General features: G+C 67.6%; 13 protein-coding genes. 4 read left to right on the top strand and 9 right to left on the bottom strand.

Features of this window, described 5'->3' with window-relative positions:
- The first annotated feature begins 55 nt into the window (after positions 1-55).
- Both OSB52_RS17025 and OSB52_RS17020 read left to right on the top strand, forming a co-directional pair.
- Positions 56-1675: a hypothetical protein gene (locus OSB52_RS17025; RefSeq protein ID WP_266062822.1), complete on the top strand. Its 1620-nt coding sequence runs from the start codon at positions 56-58 to the stop codon at positions 1673-1675.
- Positions 1676-1879: 204 nt separating this feature from the next.
- Positions 1880-2872: a hypothetical protein gene (locus tag OSB52_RS17020; protein WP_266062821.1), complete on the top strand. Its 993-nt coding sequence runs from the start codon at positions 1880-1882 to the stop codon at positions 2870-2872.
- A 25-nt stretch (positions 2873-2897) separates the two neighbouring features.
- Here OSB52_RS17020 and OSB52_RS17015 read toward each other — a convergent pair whose 3' ends face one another.
- Both OSB52_RS17015 and OSB52_RS17010 read right to left on the bottom strand, forming a co-directional pair.
- Positions 2898-3677 (bottom strand): MerR family transcriptional regulator, encoded by a 780-nt coding sequence (locus tag OSB52_RS17015; protein WP_266062820.1) that lies wholly within the window; start codon positions 3675-3677, stop codon positions 2898-2900.
- 35 nt (positions 3678-3712) lie between these two features.
- The gene (locus OSB52_RS17010) at positions 3713-4288 is read right to left on the bottom strand and encodes a TetR/AcrR family transcriptional regulator (RefSeq protein ID WP_235721903.1); all 576 of its coding nucleotides are present in this window, start codon (positions 4286-4288) and stop codon (positions 3713-3715) included.
- A 98-nt stretch (positions 4289-4386) separates the two neighbouring features.
- Here OSB52_RS17010 and OSB52_RS17005 point away from each other — a divergent pair, with 98 nt between their 5' ends.
- A complete protein-coding gene (locus OSB52_RS17005; protein WP_266062819.1) occupies positions 4387-5946 on the top strand; it encodes a DHA2 family efflux MFS transporter permease subunit in 1560 nt (519 codons plus the stop codon).
- Here the strand turns inward: OSB52_RS17005 and OSB52_RS17000 are convergent.
- The 6 genes from OSB52_RS17000 to OSB52_RS16975 form a co-directional block, all read right to left on the bottom strand.
- Positions 5911-7047: a PDR/VanB family oxidoreductase gene (locus tag OSB52_RS17000; protein ID WP_266062818.1), complete on the bottom strand. Its 1137-nt coding sequence runs from the start codon at positions 7045-7047 to the stop codon at positions 5911-5913. The two genes, OSB52_RS17005 and OSB52_RS17000, sit on opposite strands and share 36 nt — an antisense overlap.
- A gap of 4 nt (positions 7048-7051) precedes the next feature.
- Positions 7052-7945: a metal-dependent hydrolase gene (locus OSB52_RS16995; protein ID WP_235721906.1), complete on the bottom strand. Its 894-nt coding sequence runs from the start codon at positions 7943-7945 to the stop codon at positions 7052-7054.
- A 4-nt stretch (positions 7946-7949) separates the two neighbouring features.
- Positions 7950-9737 (bottom strand): SDR family oxidoreductase, encoded by a 1788-nt coding sequence (locus OSB52_RS16990; protein ID WP_266062817.1) that lies wholly within the window; start codon positions 9735-9737, stop codon positions 7950-7952.
- 240 nt (positions 9738-9977) lie between these two features.
- Entirely contained in the window at positions 9978-11231 is a 1254-nt protein-coding gene (locus OSB52_RS16985; RefSeq protein WP_266062816.1) for a pyridoxal phosphate-dependent aminotransferase, read from the bottom strand.
- A gap of 161 nt (positions 11232-11392) precedes the next feature.
- Positions 11393-14878: a (Fe-S)-binding protein gene (locus OSB52_RS16980; protein WP_266062815.1), complete on the bottom strand. Its 3486-nt coding sequence runs from the start codon at positions 14876-14878 to the stop codon at positions 11393-11395.
- 271 nt (positions 14879-15149) lie between these two features.
- Entirely contained in the window at positions 15150-16559 is a 1410-nt protein-coding gene (locus tag OSB52_RS16975) for a WS/DGAT/MGAT family O-acyltransferase (RefSeq protein WP_266062814.1), read from the bottom strand.
- A gap of 158 nt (positions 16560-16717) precedes the next feature.
- On the opposite strand from OSB52_RS16975, the gene OSB52_RS16970 reads away from it, so the two are divergent.
- A complete protein-coding gene (locus tag OSB52_RS16970; protein ID WP_235721911.1) occupies positions 16718-17335 on the top strand; it encodes a SanA/YdcF family protein in 618 nt (205 codons plus the stop codon).
- Between the two features lie 54 nt (positions 17336-17389).
- Here the strand turns inward: OSB52_RS16970 and OSB52_RS16965 are convergent, their stop codons facing one another.
- A complete protein-coding gene (locus tag OSB52_RS16965) occupies positions 17390-18646 on the bottom strand; it encodes an acyltransferase (RefSeq protein ID WP_235721912.1) in 1257 nt (418 codons plus the stop codon).
- Positions 18647-18737 lie beyond the last annotated feature (91 nt).

Genomic DNA, 18737 nt, shown 5'->3' with positions numbered 1-18737 from the left:
GTCGCCGAGGCGCGCACCCGGGGGAAGTGTTCACGGACGCAGGGCATCGGATCGGATGACAGACGACTCGACGGATGACGATCGGTCGGTCGACGCGACCACCGACTTCGACGCACGTCCGATCGACCGGTCGGTTCTCGCTGACGTCTCGGCCCAGCAGAACGCGCTCGCCATCCCGCCAGAGCTGCCGTTCGTCGTGATCGACGTGCGGCCCGGCGGTCTACGAGTGGGGCTGGCCGACCCGCGACTGGAAGCGGTGATCGGGGAGCGCACCGCCGCCGGTATCCGTCCAGACGTGCTCGATCAGCTCCTCGCCGATCATCTCGTGAGCACCGGTCGTGTTGCCGAGCCGACCGGTGACGAGTGGACCGCGGAGTTACTCACGCTTGCCGCACGAGCCCGCGCTCGGCTGGCCACCGCGGATGCGACCTTCATCATGGGCCGTGAGCACGTGCGGTTCTTTCGTGTCGCCCAACGTGACCTGGACGAGGCGACGGCATCACTGGCCGACGAGGTCGTCCGACTCTGCGACGAGGTGGCCACGACCACCACCGAATCCGTGCGGTCGGTGGTGCTCGCGCCAGGACACCAGACATGGCCGGGTCTGCTCACGGCGCTCGCCGCGCGCACACCGTGGCCCGTCCTGGCGATCGGGACGGCGGTCGACGCGGGCCCGCGTAGCCGCCATGACGCGCACGATGAGGTCGGTGAATCGGTCGTCGAGCGGCCGGCCGGTCCGATGCCGAGCGAGGCGATCGGGGCGCAGCTCATCGACTCGGCGACAACCGAATTCCCGCACAGTGACGGTGGTTCGGAGGCTGTCGACGCGGAACTCCTCGGCGCCGACACCGTTGCCCCCGAATCCGTTACCCCCGAACCGATTCCCGCAGAATCCGTTGCCCCCGAACCGATTCCCGCAGAATCCGTTGCCGCGGAATCCGTTGCCGCAGAACCTGCTGACGCCGAGCCGGTCGCGCAACCCACTCAATCGGGGGACTTCCCCGTCGCGTGGATCGATGATGTGCTGACACCGATCACCGAGCCGATTGCAGTGGTGACCGCCACCCACGATCGCCACGGTCATCGGCCGGACGATGTCGCGGCGCGTGCCGGTCAGCCACCTTCGCCCCACGGCGAACCCGAGCGGAGCACAGCCGGCGACCCATATCTGCTCGATGCCCCCGCGACGCTCGACGACCCGGCACCGCGCACGGTCACCGACGTTCCGTCCCCGCCCCCGGGTGGTTACGACCCGCGCGACTGGTCTCTCGAACCCGCCGCTGCGGTGCCGTCGGTGCCCGCCGGAAAGTCGCGGCCGCGCATGCCGACAAGGCTGCTGGTGGGCGTCGGCGCTGCGGGAGTGGTAGCGGCGATCGCGGTGACTGTCGCATTCGGGGCCAGCGGTGACGGCGACCCGGCCGAGCGGCCGACCGCATCGTCGGCTGCCACCCACACCACTGACGCCCCCACGTCGACCTATGCGGACCCGGCCGATGTGGTGGACGCGGGGGTGGCGGCGGCACGTTACACGCCGCCCCCGCCACCACCGCCGTCCACCACCACCAGCGAGCCGACCCAACAGCAGCAGAATCAGCCGCGTCCACGCCCGCGTCCGCGTCAGCGCGTGATCCCCAACCCGATTCCCGGGTTGCCGCCGATCATCTTGCCCGGCTGACGGGCACCGGCCCGGCAAGGCTGTGCCGGCGATGCGGCTGTAACTGTGTCCTGCGATGATGCGTGTTACTGTCGGGAACGCGGCACGCTGGGACGATCCGTCGTGCCGAGGTCGGTTGATCGATGATCGCCATGTCATTTGGAGAACCGGCAACCAGCCGGCGTGCGGTCCGGAACTGCTCGAAACCGCAGGGCATCAGGTCCCATGACTCATTCTGTGACAACCGTCGGTCGCGGCGCCGCCGCCACGACCAGATCTCCGGTGCGCCGACTCAGTGCCGGCTTTCTGCGTGAGGTCGCGGAGAGTCAACGGGCGCGGGACATCGACCCGTCGCCGCTGTTTCTGCTGGTGAACATCACCGAGAACGGTGCGCACGTATCGACGATCGACCCGGAGACCGCGGCGGTGGTCGCTGATCGCCGCGACCGCATGCGCCGACCTGGCCAACGCGATGTCGCCGCAATGTGTCACACGGCGGAACTGACCGCGCCGGGACACGTCGGCTCGGTAGTGCTCTCGACCGGTCACGACTCATCTCCCGATCTCGTCGCGACGATCGAAGCGCAGACCGAGCTACCGGTCCTGGTAGTGGAGCCGCGCTCGCCGCATGCCGGTGGCGGCGCGATGCCGACACCGGCCCCCACGGCGCAGACGCCGCCCGATCCGGCCACGGATCCGACGTCGGATCGGCCTGCCGAGAAGCGGCAGTGGCTCGCCAAACCTCGGGTCGCCCTCGGTATCGTCGCGGTCTGCGCCATCATCGGCGTCGGCACCGCACTGGTCTTCGCTGCGGTGATCGCAGCGTTCGCCGGCGACGATGTCGACAACCCCGACGGATTGTCCGCATTCGTCGGCGACGAACAGACGTCGGCCCTGGCCGACCCTGCCGGCGGTGGCGACGACGATTCGGGGCCGAAGCAGCCCGATCCGGTGAATCCCGGTCAGGTGGAGCCGACGCAACTCGACGCGGCGCGGCGACCGGCCGCGCAGTACGTCCCACCCCCACCGCCAGAGCCCACGTGGTCGGCCACCGATCCGGCGCCGGGTGGTCCGCCACAGCGGCGTACTCCGGGCGAACCGGCGCCACCGCCTCCGCCGGCCCCCGCTCCGGCGCCGATCCCGGCACCGCCTCCACCCCAGCAGCGGACCATTCCCAATCCGATTCCTGGGCTTCCGCCGATCGTCGTGCCGTTCTGACGAGGCGGAGGTCGCGGGCCCCGGTCTATTGTGCGGGCGGAATGTCCGCAGGGCCCGTGGCCGACGCGCGCGCCCGGTTGAGGTAGTCGTTGAGCTGGCGAGCCAGGTCGCGATCGAGAGCACGGTCGAGCGCGTTGTGCGCCGACACCGAACCGGCTCGTCTCAGCTCCCCCAAAAGTTGTGCTGCCCAGTCAGATTCGGCTGCGGTGCGAGGTATCCACCCATCCTCGTGGCCCTCGGTCACGGCGCGTCGGCCGGCCGAGATGACGATCTCCGCGACGGCCGACATCTCGTGGTCGAGCCGACCGTGTACATCGAGGATGCCGCTCAACGGCAGACCGAGCTTCACCAGACGTCCGTAGGCGGACACGGTCTCCTGGTCGAGGATCGTGTACCGCTCTGGTGGGTCGCCGGGTCCGTCGGCCTCGATCAGCCCGTAGGCGGCCAGCCGCTCGTAGTGTGCGGGATTCCCCGAGTTGAGCAGGTCGCGCAGCTCGTCGGCGGAGATCGTCGTCGAGGTCGCCGTCGACCACGGCTCGGAGACGAGCTCTTCGACGCCGAGTACCTCGGCCAGATTCTCGCCACGCTGCAAACCCGACAGGAACTCGCCGATGTGGCGGATCGTGAAGCCTCGTTTGAGAAGGTCGTTGATCACTTTGAGGCGCGCCAGATGTGCGTCGGTGTAGATCGCGATCCGGCCGCGGCGCAACGGCCGGGGCAGGAGACCGCGGTCCTGGTAGCCGCGGACGTTGCGGGTCGTGGTGCCGGCGGCGCGTGCGAGATCGTCGATCCGGTATTCGGTCACCGCGACATTCTCCCAGATCGACTGCCGCTCTCGGGTCACGGTGCCAGGCCCCGGGCGATCAACAGCAGGACGTCCTCGTAGTTCGCGGCGGCGTCGACGAACGGCGGATGCGCCGACGTCAGTTCCAGGCTCACCGCCCCGTGAACGCAGGCCCATGTCTGCGCGGCCAGCGCCACGGGGTCGCCGTCGCGGATGACGCCTGCTGCCTGGCCGTATCGCACGATGTCGACGAGGACCCCGAAGGCGGCCGCCGCCACTTCGTCGTCGGCGTGGCACTCGGTGGAGAACATCAGCTCGTAGAGACGGGGGTGGGCCACCGCGAACTCGCGATACCTGTGCCCGCTGGCCAGAAGTCGCGCCGAAGCATCGGCGTCGACCGCCGCGATATGCGTGCTGAAGTCCCGGAAACCGTCGGTGACGACCGCGTCGAGGAGGCCGTCCTTGCCGTCGAAATGGTTGTAGACGCCCATCGGCGCCACGCCGGCTTCGGTCGCCACCGCCCGCACGGTCAAGGCCGACGGACCCTCCCGCTCGAGCAATGTGCGCGCCGCGGACAGCAGGTTGGCGCGAACCTCCGTCGCGCGGGTGCGCGGATTCTTGGTCGGCGACATGTTGACAACCCTACTAGCACGGCGTTCTACTTGAATAGAACAACGTGCTACAACACTATGACAGCGTTCTAAATATCCGCTTCTTCGGAGGAAAGACCATGCGTACTCGTTGGTGGGCCCTGGCGGCCCTCTGCTTTGCCGAGCTGTTGGTGATGGTCGACAACACGATCGTCAACGTCGCGCTGCCCACCATGGCGCGCGATCTCGATGCCGGGATTTCCGGGCTGCAGTGGATCGTCGACACCTACACCCTGGTGTTCGCCGGGTTGCTGCTCACCGGCGGCTACCTCGGTGACCGCTTCGGACATCGGCGGATGCTGCTGAGCGGCATCGCCGGTTTCGCCGCGGTCTCCGCCCTCGCCGCGTCCTCGCAGACCCTCGGGCAGCTCATCGCGGCACGCGCCGGACTCGGCCTGTTCGCCGCGCTGGTGTTTCCCGCCACCCTCGCCATCATCGTCTCGATCTTCGTCGGGTCACGCGAACGTGCTGCGGCGGTGGGTATCTGGGCCGCGACCTCGGGTATCGCGGTGGCGATCGGTCCGGTGCTGGGTGGCTGGCTGCTCGAGCACTACACCTGGGCTTCGGTGTTCTGGGTGAATCTGCCGCTCGCCGCACTCGCCGTGATCGCCATCGTCGCGGTGGTCCCGGGCACCCGGCCCGCGCGCGTCTCCCGGTTCGATCTGCCCGGACTCGCCTTGTCGGTGGTGGGCCTGGGCCTGCTGACCTATTCGGTGATCGAGGGGCCGCACTTCGGGTGGACCGACCCGCGGACGATCGGCGGTCTGGTGGTCGCAGTGGTGGCGCTGGGCCTGTTCGCGTGGCGTGAGCTCACCGTGGACCATCCGATTCTCAACGTGCGGCTGTTCGCCAACCGCCACTTCGCCACCGCCGCAGCGATGATCAGCGTCGCCTTCTTCGCACTGTTCGGCTTCATCTTCCTGATCACCCAGTTCTTCCAGGCGGTCAAGGGCTACGGTCCGCTCGAGGCCGGCCTGCGCACGGTGCCGTTCGCAGTGGTGATGGCCGTGTTCTCACCGGTGGCGATGGCGCTGTCGCATCGGTTCGGGCCGCGACTGGTGGCGGTGGCCGGGGCGCTGCTGATGTCCGGCGGCTTCGCCCTGGTCGAGGTGTCGTCGCGAACCTCGGGGTATTGGGAATTGATCATCTGGTCGATGTCGCTGATGGCGATGGGCCTCGCGTTCATCTCCGGGCCGTGCACACAGGTGATCATGGACGCGCTCGACCCCGAGCAGGCCGGCGCGGGGTCGGCGGTCAACGACACCACCCGCGAGATCGGCGGCACCCTGGGCGTTGCGGTGTTGGGATCGGTGCTCACCTCGGTCTACACCACGGGGGTGGCGGATCGACTGTCTGCGTTGGGTTTGCCGCAGACCGTGTCGGGCCTCGCCGAGGACTCGGTGATGGCCGGCGTGGAGGTGGCGCGACAGGCGCCCGCGACGGTGGCCGACCCGATCCGGATCGCGGTGCAGGAGGTGTTCGTCGACGGACTCCACGGCGCGGTGTGGGTGGCCGTCGCCATCACTTCGGCCGCTGCGCTCGCTGCGTTGATTCTGCTGCGGGGCGCACCGCGAGGCCACCGCGCCCAGCCCGACACCGAAGCGTCACAGCTCGAGCGTGAGGTCCCCGCGACCGCGTGACACGCAGGTGAGGAATGCGCCGCCGGCTCGTTCGGGTTCGGTGAGGATGTTGTCGCGGTGATCGGGCTCGCCGGACAACATTCTCACCTTGCACGTGCCACAGAAGCCCTGCTGACACGAGTACGGCACCGATCCGACCTCACGCCGCAAGGCCGCCAGCGCAGTCTCGTCGGCGCTCACCTCGACCTGCCGGCCGGTCGAGGCGATGGTGACCGTGAACGGCTCGCCGTCCTCGACCGGGGGTGGGCTGAACCGTTCGTAATGCAGTTCGATGTCCGGTCGGTCGGCGAGATGGGCGCGTAGGGACTCCAACATGGGCACCGGTCCGCAGCAGTACACCGCGAGTCCGGACGGGGCGCGGCCGGTGTGCGGGTCGAGCGGTCCCAACAGGTCGTCCATCGAGGGTAGTCCGTGTTCGTCGTCGGTGCGGATCACCACCCGATCGTCGTAGCGGGCCACCTCGTCGACGAACGGGATCGACGCGCGACTGCGCCCGGTGTAGACCATCGACCAGTCGAGTTCGAAGCGCTCGGCCGCGGCGAGCATCGGCAGGATCGGGGTGATGCCGATGCCGGCGGCGATGAAGCGAACCGTGCGTGCCGGCGATCCGTGCCCGGGGATCGACAACGGGAAAGCGTTGCGTGGTCCCTTGACCGACACATCGGTGCCCACGGTCACGGTATCGTGGACCTCGATCGATCCGCCACCGCCGTCGGGGATGCGCCGCACCGCGATCCGGTAGTGGAGGCGGTCGGCGGGGTCGCCGCACAGTGAGTATTCGCGCATACGGCCCGAGGCCAGCAGCAGGTCGAGGTGCGCGCCGGGATGCCACTGCGGGAGCGGACCGCCATCCGGGGCGCCGAAGGTCAGGGCCACCACATTCTCGTCCTCGGCCACCACGGTGCGGTCGATGACCCGCAGGGTCCGTACGCCGTCGTCGGTGGGCGGCTCGTGCAGCGGTGCCAGTGGACGCCAGAACGGCCACCACATCTTCGCAATCATGGTGCCGGCCAACAGCAACGGATCGTGCCGCCAACGGCCATAGAGATGCGGTGGGGGAGAAGTCATCTCGGTGCTGTGCGGGTGCGCGCGCTGATTCACCGGATCACCTTGCGTTGCGCGCTGCCGGTGATGCCGCGAGGTAGGCCACCGCCTGCGCGGTGCTGCCGATCTCGTTGGGATGGAAACCGGGGCGGAAGTAGCTGAAGGTGGCCCACACGATCTTGCGCATCTTCGGCAGCACACCGGCACGCACCCCGCGGTAGTAATGGTACTGGCGCTGAAAGAAGTTGTAGTGCACCGTGCAATCCTGCTTCATGATGAATCCGAACCCTCGATGGATCAGCACGAGCAGGATGGGTAGCACCACCAGCATCGCGCGGCCGCGGCGGAGATAACTGTCACCGAAATGGACCGCCACATCGTGGGCCACCGCACGGTGCTCCACTTCTTCGGCGCCATGCCAGGTGAACAGGTCGGTCATTGCGGGGTCGGCACCTGTCTCGACCCAGGTGTTGTTGAGGGCGAAATCCCCGAGGATGGCGGTGTAGTGCTCGAGCGCCGCGATCAGCCAGAGGCGTTCGATCAGGTGCTTGCGCCGGGCAACTGGTGTTCCGGAGTCCATGGGACCCAACACTTTGCGGAAGATCCATTCCATCTGCCGCTGATATGGCCGGGGGTCGATGCCGTGGATGTCCAGGAATTCCCACAGCACATGGTCGTGGGCTTCGGCGTGCATGGCCTCCTGGCCGATGAATCCGCGCATCGACGCCGCGAGCTCGTCGTCGGCGACCAGGGGCAGCGCCTCGTTGTAGGTCTGCACGAACCATCGTTCGCCCTCCGGCAGCATCAGATTGAGCACGCTGATGAAGTTCGATGCGACCGGGTGGCCGGGTATCCAGTGCAGCGGGGTCTCGGTCCAGTCGAAGGTCACGTTGCGGGCATGCAACTCGACCGGCCCGGGATCGGAGCTGTCGACATCGAGCGGTTGGCCGATCATGGGGCTACCCCGTCACTTTCCGGCGCGCGGCGATCCGCGACAGCCACGGCGCGAATCGATAGATGCGGTAACCGATCGCGGCTTCCGGGGTGACCGGCACGACGGCCTTGTTGTGCACGATCGCGTCGACGATGGCGCGGGCGACGCGGTCGGGTGTGAATCCCCGGCGACGGTACAGGCCGTCGAGGCGTCGCCGTTCGGCGTCCTCATCATCGGCCTGCAGGCCCGCGATCGGGGTGGCGCCGACGATGTTGGTGTCCACGATGCCGGGGCAGATCGCCGACACCCCGATCCGATGCTCGCCGAGCTCGGCGCGCAACGATTCCGAGAACAGCAGCACACCCGCCTTGGAAGCGGCATACAACCCTAGGGAGCGCTGCGGGGTGAAGGCCGCCGCCGACGCCACGTTGACGATGTGCCCGCCGATCCCGCGTTCCACCATCTGCCGGCCGAACGCCCTGCTGCCGGAGATGACCCCGCGCAGATTCACGTCGAGTAGTCGGTCGACCTGATCGTCGGTGGCGGCCAACGCGCCTCCGGCCAGGCCGATCCCGGCATTGTTGACGACGAGGTCGGGGGTTCCGTGTCGATCGCGCACTCGCGTGGCGAACTCGGTCACCGCCTCGACATCGGCGACGTCGACCTCGTAGGCCGTGGCCTGCGCGCCCAGTGCCTTGCTCTGACGGGCCGTCTCGTCGGCCCTGGTGAGGTCGATGTCGGCGACGACCAACTCACATCCCTGCTCGGCCAAAGCGAACGCGGTCTCGCGCCCGATGCCGCTGCCGGCTCCGGTGATCACGGCCAGCTTCCCCGACAACGCATGCGGTGCACCGAACACGCGGGTGCGGTCCATCCGGGCGGCGATGTCGGGCGTCGACCGCGCGGCCTGCGTTGCGATGAAGTCGGATGCGCTGCGCACCAGATGGTCTGGGTTGGTGTAGGGCAGCCAGTGACCGGTTGGGGTAGAGCGGCGCCACAAGCGCTGCGCGTACTGGTAGGTGTCATCGAAGATTGCCGGTCGCAAGGCGATGTCGCGTTCGTTGACCAATTCGAGGGTCGGGACCAGGGTCGATCGGGTCCGCGGATCGATCAGCTTGGCGCGAATGTTGGCGCGGTACAGCCGAAGCCCTGAGACCATGTCCTGTCGCAGGGTGTCACCCACGATCACCCGGTCGCGTGGGGTGCCCTCCACCCGGTGCAGGAACTCGCGCCACACCGCCGCAGAACCGGCGACACCGAAGAACATCCGCGGTAGCACCGGCAGCTGGAAGAACACGGTGTACGCCGACGAACCCACCTGCGCCGCGGCGTGACCCAGGTTGCGCGGAGTGGGTCGCCGTAGTTTCTGCCGGGCCCACGTGCCGAGCTGATCGAGGTTGGGTCCCGATACCGAGACGAAGGACGCGATCCGGTCTTCCGCGCCGGGCCGGGTGACCGCCTCCCACGCCTGCACCGACCCCCAGTCGTGGCCGATCACATGGACGGGCCGATCGGGGCTCACAGCGTCGGCGACTGCGAACAGGTCGTCGGCGAGCGCCTCGAGCCGGTAGGCGGCGTCCCCGTCGGGTCGGTCGCTCTGGCCGAACCCGCGGCAGTCATAGGCGACGACGTGGTTGTCGGCGGCCAACGCCGGTGCGACATGTGTCCACAGATGGTGGGTGTCCGGCCAGCCGTGTACGAGCAGCACCGTTGGCCGGTGCCTGTCGTCGGCGGAGGTGGCCGACCCTGCCACCTCGAAGACGGCCAATGACACGCCGCCGTTGTTGACTCGCTGCATACGCCAATCGACCATGCGACTCCCCTTCGAGACGATCGAATGGTGTTAGACGTTACCAAGCGTCACAGCAATACGTCCAGAGTTGTCTGTGACAAGGAGTCACAGTGAAGGAGCGTCGGGTGAGGACTGGTCTCGATACACCACCTCGCCTAGCGGCTCGGCGGTTACTCGACCAGCGGTTTGGTAGTTACTGCGTGGATCGAGTAGCCGCGAACGAAGTGAGTGGCGTATCGAGATCGACCAGCGGTTTGGCGGTCACTGTCGGTACGACGACAGGAAATTGCCGATCCGATCGATCGCCTCGTCGAGGTCACGCGCCCACGGCAGAGTGACGATCCGGAAGTGGTTGTGGTCGGTGAGGTTGAAGCCGGTGCCCTGCACCACCAGGATCTTCTCCTGTAGCAGCAGGTCCTGGACGAACAGCTCGTCGTTGTGGATCTCGTGCACGTTGGGGTCGAGTTTCGGAAAGGCATAGAGCGCGCCCATCGGTTTCACGCAGCTGACACCGGGGATATTGTTGAGCTTCTCCCAGGTCACGTTGCGTTGCTCGAACAGGCGTCCGCCCGGTGCGACGAGTGCGTCGATGCTCTGGTAGCCGCCGAGGGCCACCTGGATGGCGTGCTGGCCGGGGACATTGGAGCACAGGCGGGTCGACGCGAGGATGCCGAGCCCCTCGATGAAGCCGCGCGCATGGTCCTTGGGGCCGGTCAGTACCAGCCAGCCGGCGCGGTATCCGCACACCCGGTAGGCCTTGGACAATCCGTTGAAGGTCAGGCACAACAGATCCGGCGCCAGCGAGGCGACGTTGATGTGCTCGGCGTCGTCGTAGAGGATCTTGTCGTAGATCTCGTCGGCCATGATCAGCAGCGAGTGCTGCCGGGCGAGTTCGACGAGTTGCTCGAGTACCTGGCGGGAGTAGACCGCGCCGGTCGGGTTGTTCGGGTTGATGATCACGATCGCCTTGGTGCGATCGGTGATCTTGGAAGCGATGTCGGCGACGTCGGGGTTCCAGCCGTTGTCCTCGTCGCAGCGGTAGTGCACCGGCCGACCACCCGACAGTGACGTCATCGCCGTCCACAGCGGATAGTCCGGCGCCGGGATCAACACCTCGTCGCCGTCGTTGAGCAAAGCCTGCATCGTCATGGTGATGAGCTCGGACACCCCGTTGCCGAGGATGACGTCGTCGACGTCGAAGTAGGGGAACTCGGGGAGGAGCTCGTAGCGGGTGACCACGGCGCGGCGCGCCGACAGCACCCCCGCGGACTCCGAATAGCCCTGGGAGTAGGGCAGCGCATGGATCATGTCGCGCATGATCACGTCGGGGGCCTCGAACCCGAACAGCGCCGGATTGCCGATGTTGAGCTTGAGAATCCGGTGTCCCTCGGACTCGAGCCGCGCCGCGTTCGCGTGAACCGGACCTCTGATCTCGTAGCACACGTTCTGCAGCTTCTGGGACTGCTCGAGCGGCTTGAGGTTCTGGTTCAGGTGGGATACATGCGGTCTACTCACGAGTTCAATTGTGACAGTCCAGCGCAAACGGGTTTTCCGCGACACCGTGACCACGACGACGCGGCGAGCTCACGGTGTCACAACAGATACCCCGAAACGCCAACACCACCTTGGTTCGGTTCCAAGGTGGTGTTGGCGAATAAGGGGTGGCGACCCGATGACTAGGAGTGGCCGGGCCGCTTCTTGCCCGCGGCGATGCCGAATCCCTTGGCCTTGGATGCGCCGGTCTCGGCGATCGTCTTGTCCGACGACCCGTTCGGCGACGGGGCCGATTCCTCGGCAGGCGAATCGGCTTCGGTGTCGGCTGGGGTTTCGGCCGTCTCCGGTTCCGCCGGGGGTGCGGGTTGGGTCGGCTCCGGTTCGCTCGCGGGCTCCGGTGTCGCGGGCTCTGCTGTCTCGGGAGACGGTGCGGCTGCGGCCGGTGCCGCCTTGCCGATGCCGCCGGGACGCTTCTTGCCCGCCGCCATGCCGAAGCCCTTGGCCTTGCCGGGCTTCGCTTCCGTGGCAGCAGCTGCGGAGGTCGTCGCGGATGCATCCTCGGCTGCTGCGGCCCCGCCATCGGCAGGAGCCCCGGCGGTCTCCGCCGGAGCGGACGCCTCAGCCGGTGCCGCGGTCCCCGCCGGTGCCGCCGACGCGTCCGGCGCGGCGGCCTTGCCGATGCCACCGGGACGCTTCTTGCCGGCGGCCATGCCGAAGCCCTTGGCCTTCCCCGCCTTTGCCTCAGTGGCTGCGCCGCCGGAGGTCGCGGCGGTCTCGGTGTCGGCCGTGGCTGCTGCCTCGGGCGCCGATTCCGCTTCGGCCACCTTGTTCTCCGCCGGCGCGGTCACCCCCGCGGCCGGGGCCGCGGCGTTCGACGCCGCACCCGGGCGCTTGGCCTTGCCCATGCCGAAGCCCTTGGCGGCCGGCTTCTTCTCCACTGGCGGGTTGTCGGCGGAGGTGGCCGCCGCGGTGGATTCGACTGCCGCCGACGACTCGGCCTCGGCGGGCGCGGGTGCCGCGGACCCGGCGTCGGCCTTGGCCGTACCGGGCTTCTTGGCTTTGGCGCCCATGCCGAAGCCCTTGGCAGCGGGCTTCTTCTCGGCGGGCTTGCTCTCGGCGGGCTTGCTTTCGGCTGGTGCGGAATCGGCAGGCTTGGCCTCGGTCGGCGCCGTGGCCTTCGCCGACGCCCCCGGCTTCTTGCCGCCCTTCATGCCCAGGCCGACCTTCGGTTTCGGCTTGGCCTCGGTGGCCGTCGCGGTTGCCCCCGCCGCCGTCGCAGCCGCAGCCGGCTCCGGTTCGGATTCCTGCGCTGCCGCGGGCTCGGGTTCGGTGGTCGGCACCGATGCGGGACCGAGGTACCGTCCGCCACGCTTGACCTCGGGGGCGCCGCGCTTGACCGACTCCAGCAGCAGCTGGGCCACGTCGACGACCTCGATCTTGCCTTCTTGCTCGGTATTCGCCGTGCGGGCGGTCACGCCGTCGGTGAGCATCACGCGGCAGAACGGGCAGCCGGTGGCAACCTTCTGCGGCGCATCCCCGTTCGGCGTGCCGAGAGTATCGAGCGCCTCGTCGACCCGGTCGATGTTGATGCGCTTGCCGATCTGCTCTTCCATCCACATGCGGGCGCCACCGGCACCGCAGCACATGGACCGTTCGCCGTGCCGCGGCATCTCGGTGAGGTTCGAGCCGGATGCGGCCATCAGCTCACGCGGGGCGTCGTAGACCTTGTTGTGGCGGCCCAGGTAGCAGGGGTCGTGGTAGGTGACGCCCTCGCCGAGCGGGGCGACCGGCACCAGGCGCTTCTCCCGGACCAGTTTGTTGAGCAGCTGCGTGTGGTGTACGACCTCGTACTTCGCGCCGAGCTGCGGGTACTCGTTGCCCAGCGCGTTGAAGCAGTGCGCACAGGTGACGACGATCTTCTTGCGCTGCTGCGGCGCGGTGGCGAACACCTCGCCGAGCATCTCGATGTTCTGCTGGGCGAGCATCTGGAACAGGAACTCGTTGCCCGCGCGGCGTGCGGAGTCGCCGGTACAGGTCTCGCCCTCGCCGAGCACCAGGAAGTTCACCGCCGCGACGTCGAGCAGCTCGGCGACGGCCTTGGTGGTCTTCTTCGCGCGATCCTCGTATGCGCCGGCGCAACCGACCCAGAACAGGTACTCGAAGCCTTCGAAGGTCTCCACGTCCTGGCCGAAGACCGGGATCTCGATGTCCATCTCGGAGATCCAGTTGGTGCGCGCCGAGGCGTTCTGGCCCCACGGGTTGCCCTTGTTCTCCAGGTTCTTGAACATGCCGGCGAGCTCGGTCGGGAAGTCCGACTCGATCAGCACCTGATAGCGACGCATGTCCAGGATGTGGTCGACGTGTTCGATGTCGACCGGGCACTGCTCCACGCAGGCACCGCAGGTGGTGCAGCTCCACAGGGTCTCGGTGTCGATGACGGCACCGAGGGCGGCCGGATCGAACTCGCCGTCGGCGGCCTCGATGCCGTTGCCGCCGCCCAGCGCGCCGTGCGATTCGCCGACCAGCTTGCGCGCTGCCTCGGCGCGGGCTTCCTCGGGAATCGCGTTGAGCTTGGCTTCATCGACGTTGCCGTCGGCGTCGACCAGTCCCACCTCGTCGCCGGCCATGTCCTGCTTGCCGCCCGCGAGCAGGTAGGGCGCCTTGGCGTAGCCGTGGTCGCGCAGCGACATGATCAGCAGCTTCGGCGACAGCGGCTTACCGGTGTTCCATGCCGGGCACTGACTCTGGCATCGGCCACACTCGGTGCAGGTGGTGAAGTCCAGCCAGCCCTTCCAGGAGAAGTCCTCGATCTTGCCGGCACCGAACGCGTCGACGTCGGGGTCGGCGGTCTCCATGTCGAGGACCTTGCCCTGGCTCATCATCGGCTTGAGCGCGCCCAGAGCGACGCCCCCGTCGGCCTCACGCTTGAAGTAGATGTTGACGAACGCCGCGAACCGGTGCCAGGCCACACCCCAGTTGATGTTGCGCCCGACCACGGCCAGCCAGATCATCGCCGAGAGCAGTTTGATCACGGCCATCGCCGAGACGGTCCACTCGGGCGCGCCTTCGAACGGCATCGCCAGGTAGTGCAGCGTCGGTGACGCCCAGATCGGGGCGTGCTCGATGCCCGAGGCGATCTTGAAGAACTTCACCCCGAGCATGCCCAGGCCCTCGATGATGACGACCGCTTCGACGAAATAGGCGGCACCGAAATTCGAGCCCGAGAACCGCGACAGGCGCTCCGGGACACGGGGGTGGTTGAGCTGGCGCACGATCACCAGTGCGACACCGCCGATGACAGTGGCCCAGCCCAGGACCTCCTCGGCCAGCACGTAGGGGCCCCAGGTGCCCAGCCACGGCCAGTGGAAGTGCGGATCGAAGGCCTGCCCGTAGGCCTCGAAGACGAAGATGAAGCCGAGTAGGAAGCCCACCATCACCAGCCAGTGCGCCCAACCGACGGTTCGGAACTTCGCCATCCTGGTGTGCGCAGCGAACTCGACGACGACCGTCTTGATACGCGGCAGGATCGGGAAGATTCGCGCTGAGTCGATCTTCTGGCCGTGGCTGATGGTGCGGACCATCTTCCCGACGCCCTGGAAGAAGATCGCCCAGCAGACGAGACTGACGAGGGTCGTGATGGTACCGATGGCGATCGTCGTGGAAGTCACGGGCGCGTCCCGGCCTTTCTTTGGGTCGGCATCGGCCCATCTGCGCAGGGCTTTGGCGCACGCGGGCCGACGTGTACTACAGGTAACCGTAGTTCCTGGCGGTGGATCGGCGCTGCCAAGGCTCACCTAACTAACGCTCGGTGTCCACCGCCGTGGTCCACTGGATAATACTCGCGAGTAACTTACTGTCGAGTCAGGTCGCGGTAGGTGGCGCTTCTTGTGGCAAGCGTCACCGGAAGGGAGCGGCGATGCGGGTCTCATGGGGTGGATCTCATGGGACCGACCTCAGCGGGCGAACCCCGGCGACCTTCTCCAGATCGTCGAGCGCGGTGTCGAGGTGGGTGAGGATGCGCTGCAGGCTCGGCAGTTCCTTGCGAGCGCCGATCAATCCGAAATTCACTTGATCGGCGGTGGTGGTGAGGGTGATGTTGAGCGCTTGCCCGTGCATCGCGATCGACACCGGATAGCAGCCGTCGAGGGCCGCACCATTCCAGTACATCGGCCGCGACGGACCGGGCACATTGCTAATCAGCACATTGAACTGCGGCGGTGTGGATCGAACGAATCCCGGGATGGGCGCCAGCGCCAGCGGAGCGAATGTCGCCGCACCGAACGCCAGTGCCTGCAGCGGTGAGAGCCCGCGAATCACCTGTTTGGCCTTGCGGGTGGAGGCGATCACGGCGGCGAGGCGGCGCTCCGGGTCGGGCTGATCGGTCGCGAGATTCGCCATGATGGCGGTGACCGCGTTGCCCTCGGAGCTCTTGTCGGTGCGCGTCGAGACCGGCATCGCCGCGATCAGCGGGTCATCCGGAAGCGCGTCCTGGTCGATCAGGTAGGCGCGCAACGCGCCGGCGCACATTGTGACGACGACGTCATTGAGGGTGATGTCGAGCGCCTGACCGACCGCATCGAGGCGCTGCCGCGGCCACTGTTGGGCGGCGAATCGGCGAGCACTGCCGATCGGGACGTCGAGGATCGTGTTGGGTGCGGGCACGAACGGCGGCGCGAAGGCGTCGTCGGTGATCCCCGCCCATGCGATCTTCGCTGCGGCCGGACCGGCGCCCACGATCTGCCCCGTCAGGTTCAGCGCCTGACCGAGCGGGGCGGTGAGCCGCGAGCGCAGGGAAGCGCCGGTGGTCTCGCGGGGCGGTCGGCGGCGCAGCAGTGCGGTGTCCCACCACGCGGTCCCGGTGCGGTCGTTGGGATCCGGCGACAGCGAGTTCTCCAACAGTCGCAGTGCGGAGATCCCGTCGACCAGTGAGTGATGGATCTTGGTGTAGATCGCCACCCGGCCATCGTCGAGGCCTTCGATGATGTGCAGTTCCCACATCGGCCGGGTGCGGTCGAGCAGCGCGCTGTGGTTGAGCGACACATAGCGCAGTAGTTCGCGGATCCGGCCCGGACGGGGTAGGACCGCGCGTCGGACGTGATAGTCGACGTCGATCTCGTCGTCGTACGACCAGGCCAGCGTCCCGAGCAGCGCGGCCGGTGACGCCGGGCGTTTGCGAAACAGTGGCCGAATGTCCGCGCATGAGTGAAACGTCTCGACGATTTCCTCGGCGAGCTCGGTCGCCGACTGCCCCTCGCGCGGGATGAACAATTGCAGTCCACCCGCATGCATCGGCTGTTCCCGGGTCTCGGCGATGAGGAACATCGATTCGGTGACCGGCATGTAGGGCATCGTTAGGACCTCCCGGGATCATCGAGCAGGGTGCTCCGCGACAATGCGTTGTTCCAGTATCGGCCCGGGTCCACGCCGCGCGGGCGTTTTCGGCCACTTGAGTTGGTGGGGTTCGTGTCACGGGGATCGGTGGCTGCGCTCGGGTATCGTGATCCCCGATGCAGTCGGCGGCGCGGTGGGTGGTGCTCATCGGGTTGGTGGCGGTGGAACTGATCGTCACCAGTGCGGGGACCTGGATCTATTTCGCTTCCGCCGGAAGGGTTCTCGAGATCGACGACGTGCCGGCCGGGTCCACTGCCCTCGTTCTGGGGTCGCTCGTCGAGGACGGTACACCCGGTTCCTACGTCCAGGGCCGCCTCGACACCGCTGTCGAACTCTACGAATCGGGCCGGGTCAGCCGCATCATCAACTCGGGTAACGGCACTGCCGCGGCCGGCGACGAGCCAGCGGTGATGCGCCGCGACCTCAAGTCACGCGGTGTCCCGGCCGACGTCATCGTCGACGACCCGCTGGGTATGGACACCGATGCCAGCTGCCGCCGCGTCCACGACGACTTCGGCCTGCGCGCCGTGGTGATCGTCACCCAGGACTTCCACCTCACCCGCGCCATCGCACTGTGCCGGGCGCATGGGGTCGACGCGACCGGAGTCACGGCTCGGTGTGAGTGCGCCACCTGGACTGTCGTCCGCAACCATTTGCGCGAACTGCTGCTGGCGAGACCCCGTGCGTTGCTGGGATTGCCGGTTCGCGGCTCTCTGTTCTCGGCGGCTCGGTAGGCCGCAATCCGTCGACGCCTGGCAGTCAGATGAGGCCCACCGGCCCGGCCGGCGTCACGCCGCGGTGCGTCGCAGGCGCAGTCGGGGGCGACCGGTGAGATACACCGAACCGGGCAGGCGACGCAGTAGCTCCATCAACAGCAGCGAACCGGCGATGGTGAGCACGTAGGTGCCGATCGTGCCCCACGGCTGACCGAGGGTGGCCAGAATCCACGGCTGATCGCCGGACTGCGGTTTCAGTACGAAATACAACACCAGCACATGTGCCAGGAACACCCCGAACGACCGGTTGGAGGCGAAGGCGACGACGCGGGCGAACCGAGGCGTGAACTCGCGCCACGTCTTTCCCCAGTGTGCGGCCGCCGCGTAGAGGCAGGTGATGGCCACGATCAGAAAAGGCAACAGCCACGGGAAGAACGCGGAGTCGTGGTCGTGCACGGGCTGCCCGCCGAACCAGACGCCGCCGAGGTAGATGCCCACGGCGAGCGTGCCGGTCGCGACCAGCGCACCGAACAGCCACCACCCCTTGCCCTGCAGCCACCGGCCGATGGCGTCGCGGTGCACCGCGGCCACCGCGCCGTAGAGGATGAAGAACTGATACGGCACGAAGGTCGCGTAGTGATGCCACCAGTACTCGGCGACCGTCGGCGGGGGCGTCCACCAGGTGATCGTTATGGTGATGGCGACCTGCACGGCCAGGCTGGCGCCCAGCAACAGCGCGTGGCGGCCGGCGGTACGCCGCACCAGCCACAGGATGAGCGGAAAGAGTAGGTACACCTGCAGCATCACGAACAGGAAGTACATCTGGAAGCCCGACAGCCCCCAGGCCGCGAGCTCGGCGAACTCGCGGAGACCGCCGATCGGGTCGGCGGCCAGCTCGCCGATTCGGCCGCGCGCCCACACCTGCTGCACCAACCAGTAGATGGCCGACCAGATGAGGTACGGGAAGATCACCAACTTGATGCGGCGCCGCCAGAACGTCGTGGTTTGGAAGTCGGCCTTGTCGTAGTTCTGATACATCAACACGAAACCGGTGAGGGCGAAGAACGTGTTGCGGGTGAAGTGCAGCAGCAACGAGGTGGTGTTGACCGGCAGGTTGTTGAATTCGTCGGTGGTCTGGGTCAGGCAATGCACAAAGATGACCAGCGAGAATGTGGTCGCGCGGATGAGATCGAGATGGTGGAGGTAGGCACGTTTGCCGACCCGGTGGATTGTCGCGGCGGCCCTTGCCGCGCTGGTGTCAGTGGGAGCGGACTCACCGCCGGTGGACGTGGAGTCCCCGTCGTCGTGCCGTGGTGTGTAGGTCGTCATGCGTGTGCCAGGGCCCCAAAACCGTTCGATGGCCGATCCGCCGTGGCGCGGATCGCGTCGCTCAAGTTAGCAACCCGACCTGGGTGCAGGC

Source organism: Gordonia aquimaris (genome assembly GCF_026262595.1).
GTDB lineage: Bacteria > Actinomycetota > Actinomycetes > Mycobacteriales > Mycobacteriaceae > Gordonia > Gordonia tangerina.
The sequence above is the reverse complement of the archived record's forward strand: the minus strand, read 5'-3'. Positions and strand labels throughout refer to the sequence as shown.

Excerpts from the sequence above, each read along its gene's own strand:
- OSB52_RS17010 (WP_235721903.1), bottom strand. The coding sequence starts at position 4,288 with ATGTCGCCGACCAAGAATCCGCGCACCCGCGCGACGGAGGTTCGCGCC.
- OSB52_RS17005 (WP_266062819.1), top strand. The coding sequence starts at position 4,387 with ATGCGTACTCGTTGGTGGGCCCTGGCGGCCCTCTGCTTTGCCGAGCTG.
- OSB52_RS16990 (WP_266062817.1), bottom strand. The coding sequence starts at position 9,737 with ATGGTCGATTGGCGTATGCAGCGAGTCAACAACGGCGGCGTGTCATTG.
- OSB52_RS16965 (WP_235721912.1), bottom strand. The coding sequence starts at position 18,646 with ATGACGACCTACACACCACGGCACGACGACGGGGACTCCACGTCCACC.
- OSB52_RS17025 (WP_266062822.1), top strand. The coding sequence starts at position 56 with ATGACAGACGACTCGACGGATGACGATCGGTCGGTCGACGCGACCACC.
- OSB52_RS17020 (WP_266062821.1), top strand. The coding sequence starts at position 1,880 with ATGACTCATTCTGTGACAACCGTCGGTCGCGGCGCCGCCGCCACGACC.
- OSB52_RS16970 (WP_235721911.1), top strand. The coding sequence starts at position 16,718 with ATGCAGTCGGCGGCGCGGTGGGTGGTGCTCATCGGGTTGGTGGCGGTG.
- OSB52_RS16975 (WP_266062814.1), bottom strand. The coding sequence starts at position 16,559 with ATGCCCTACATGCCGGTCACCGAATCGATGTTCCTCATCGCCGAGACC.
- OSB52_RS16995 (WP_235721906.1), bottom strand. The coding sequence starts at position 7,945 with ATGATCGGCCAACCGCTCGATGTCGACAGCTCCGATCCCGGGCCGGTC.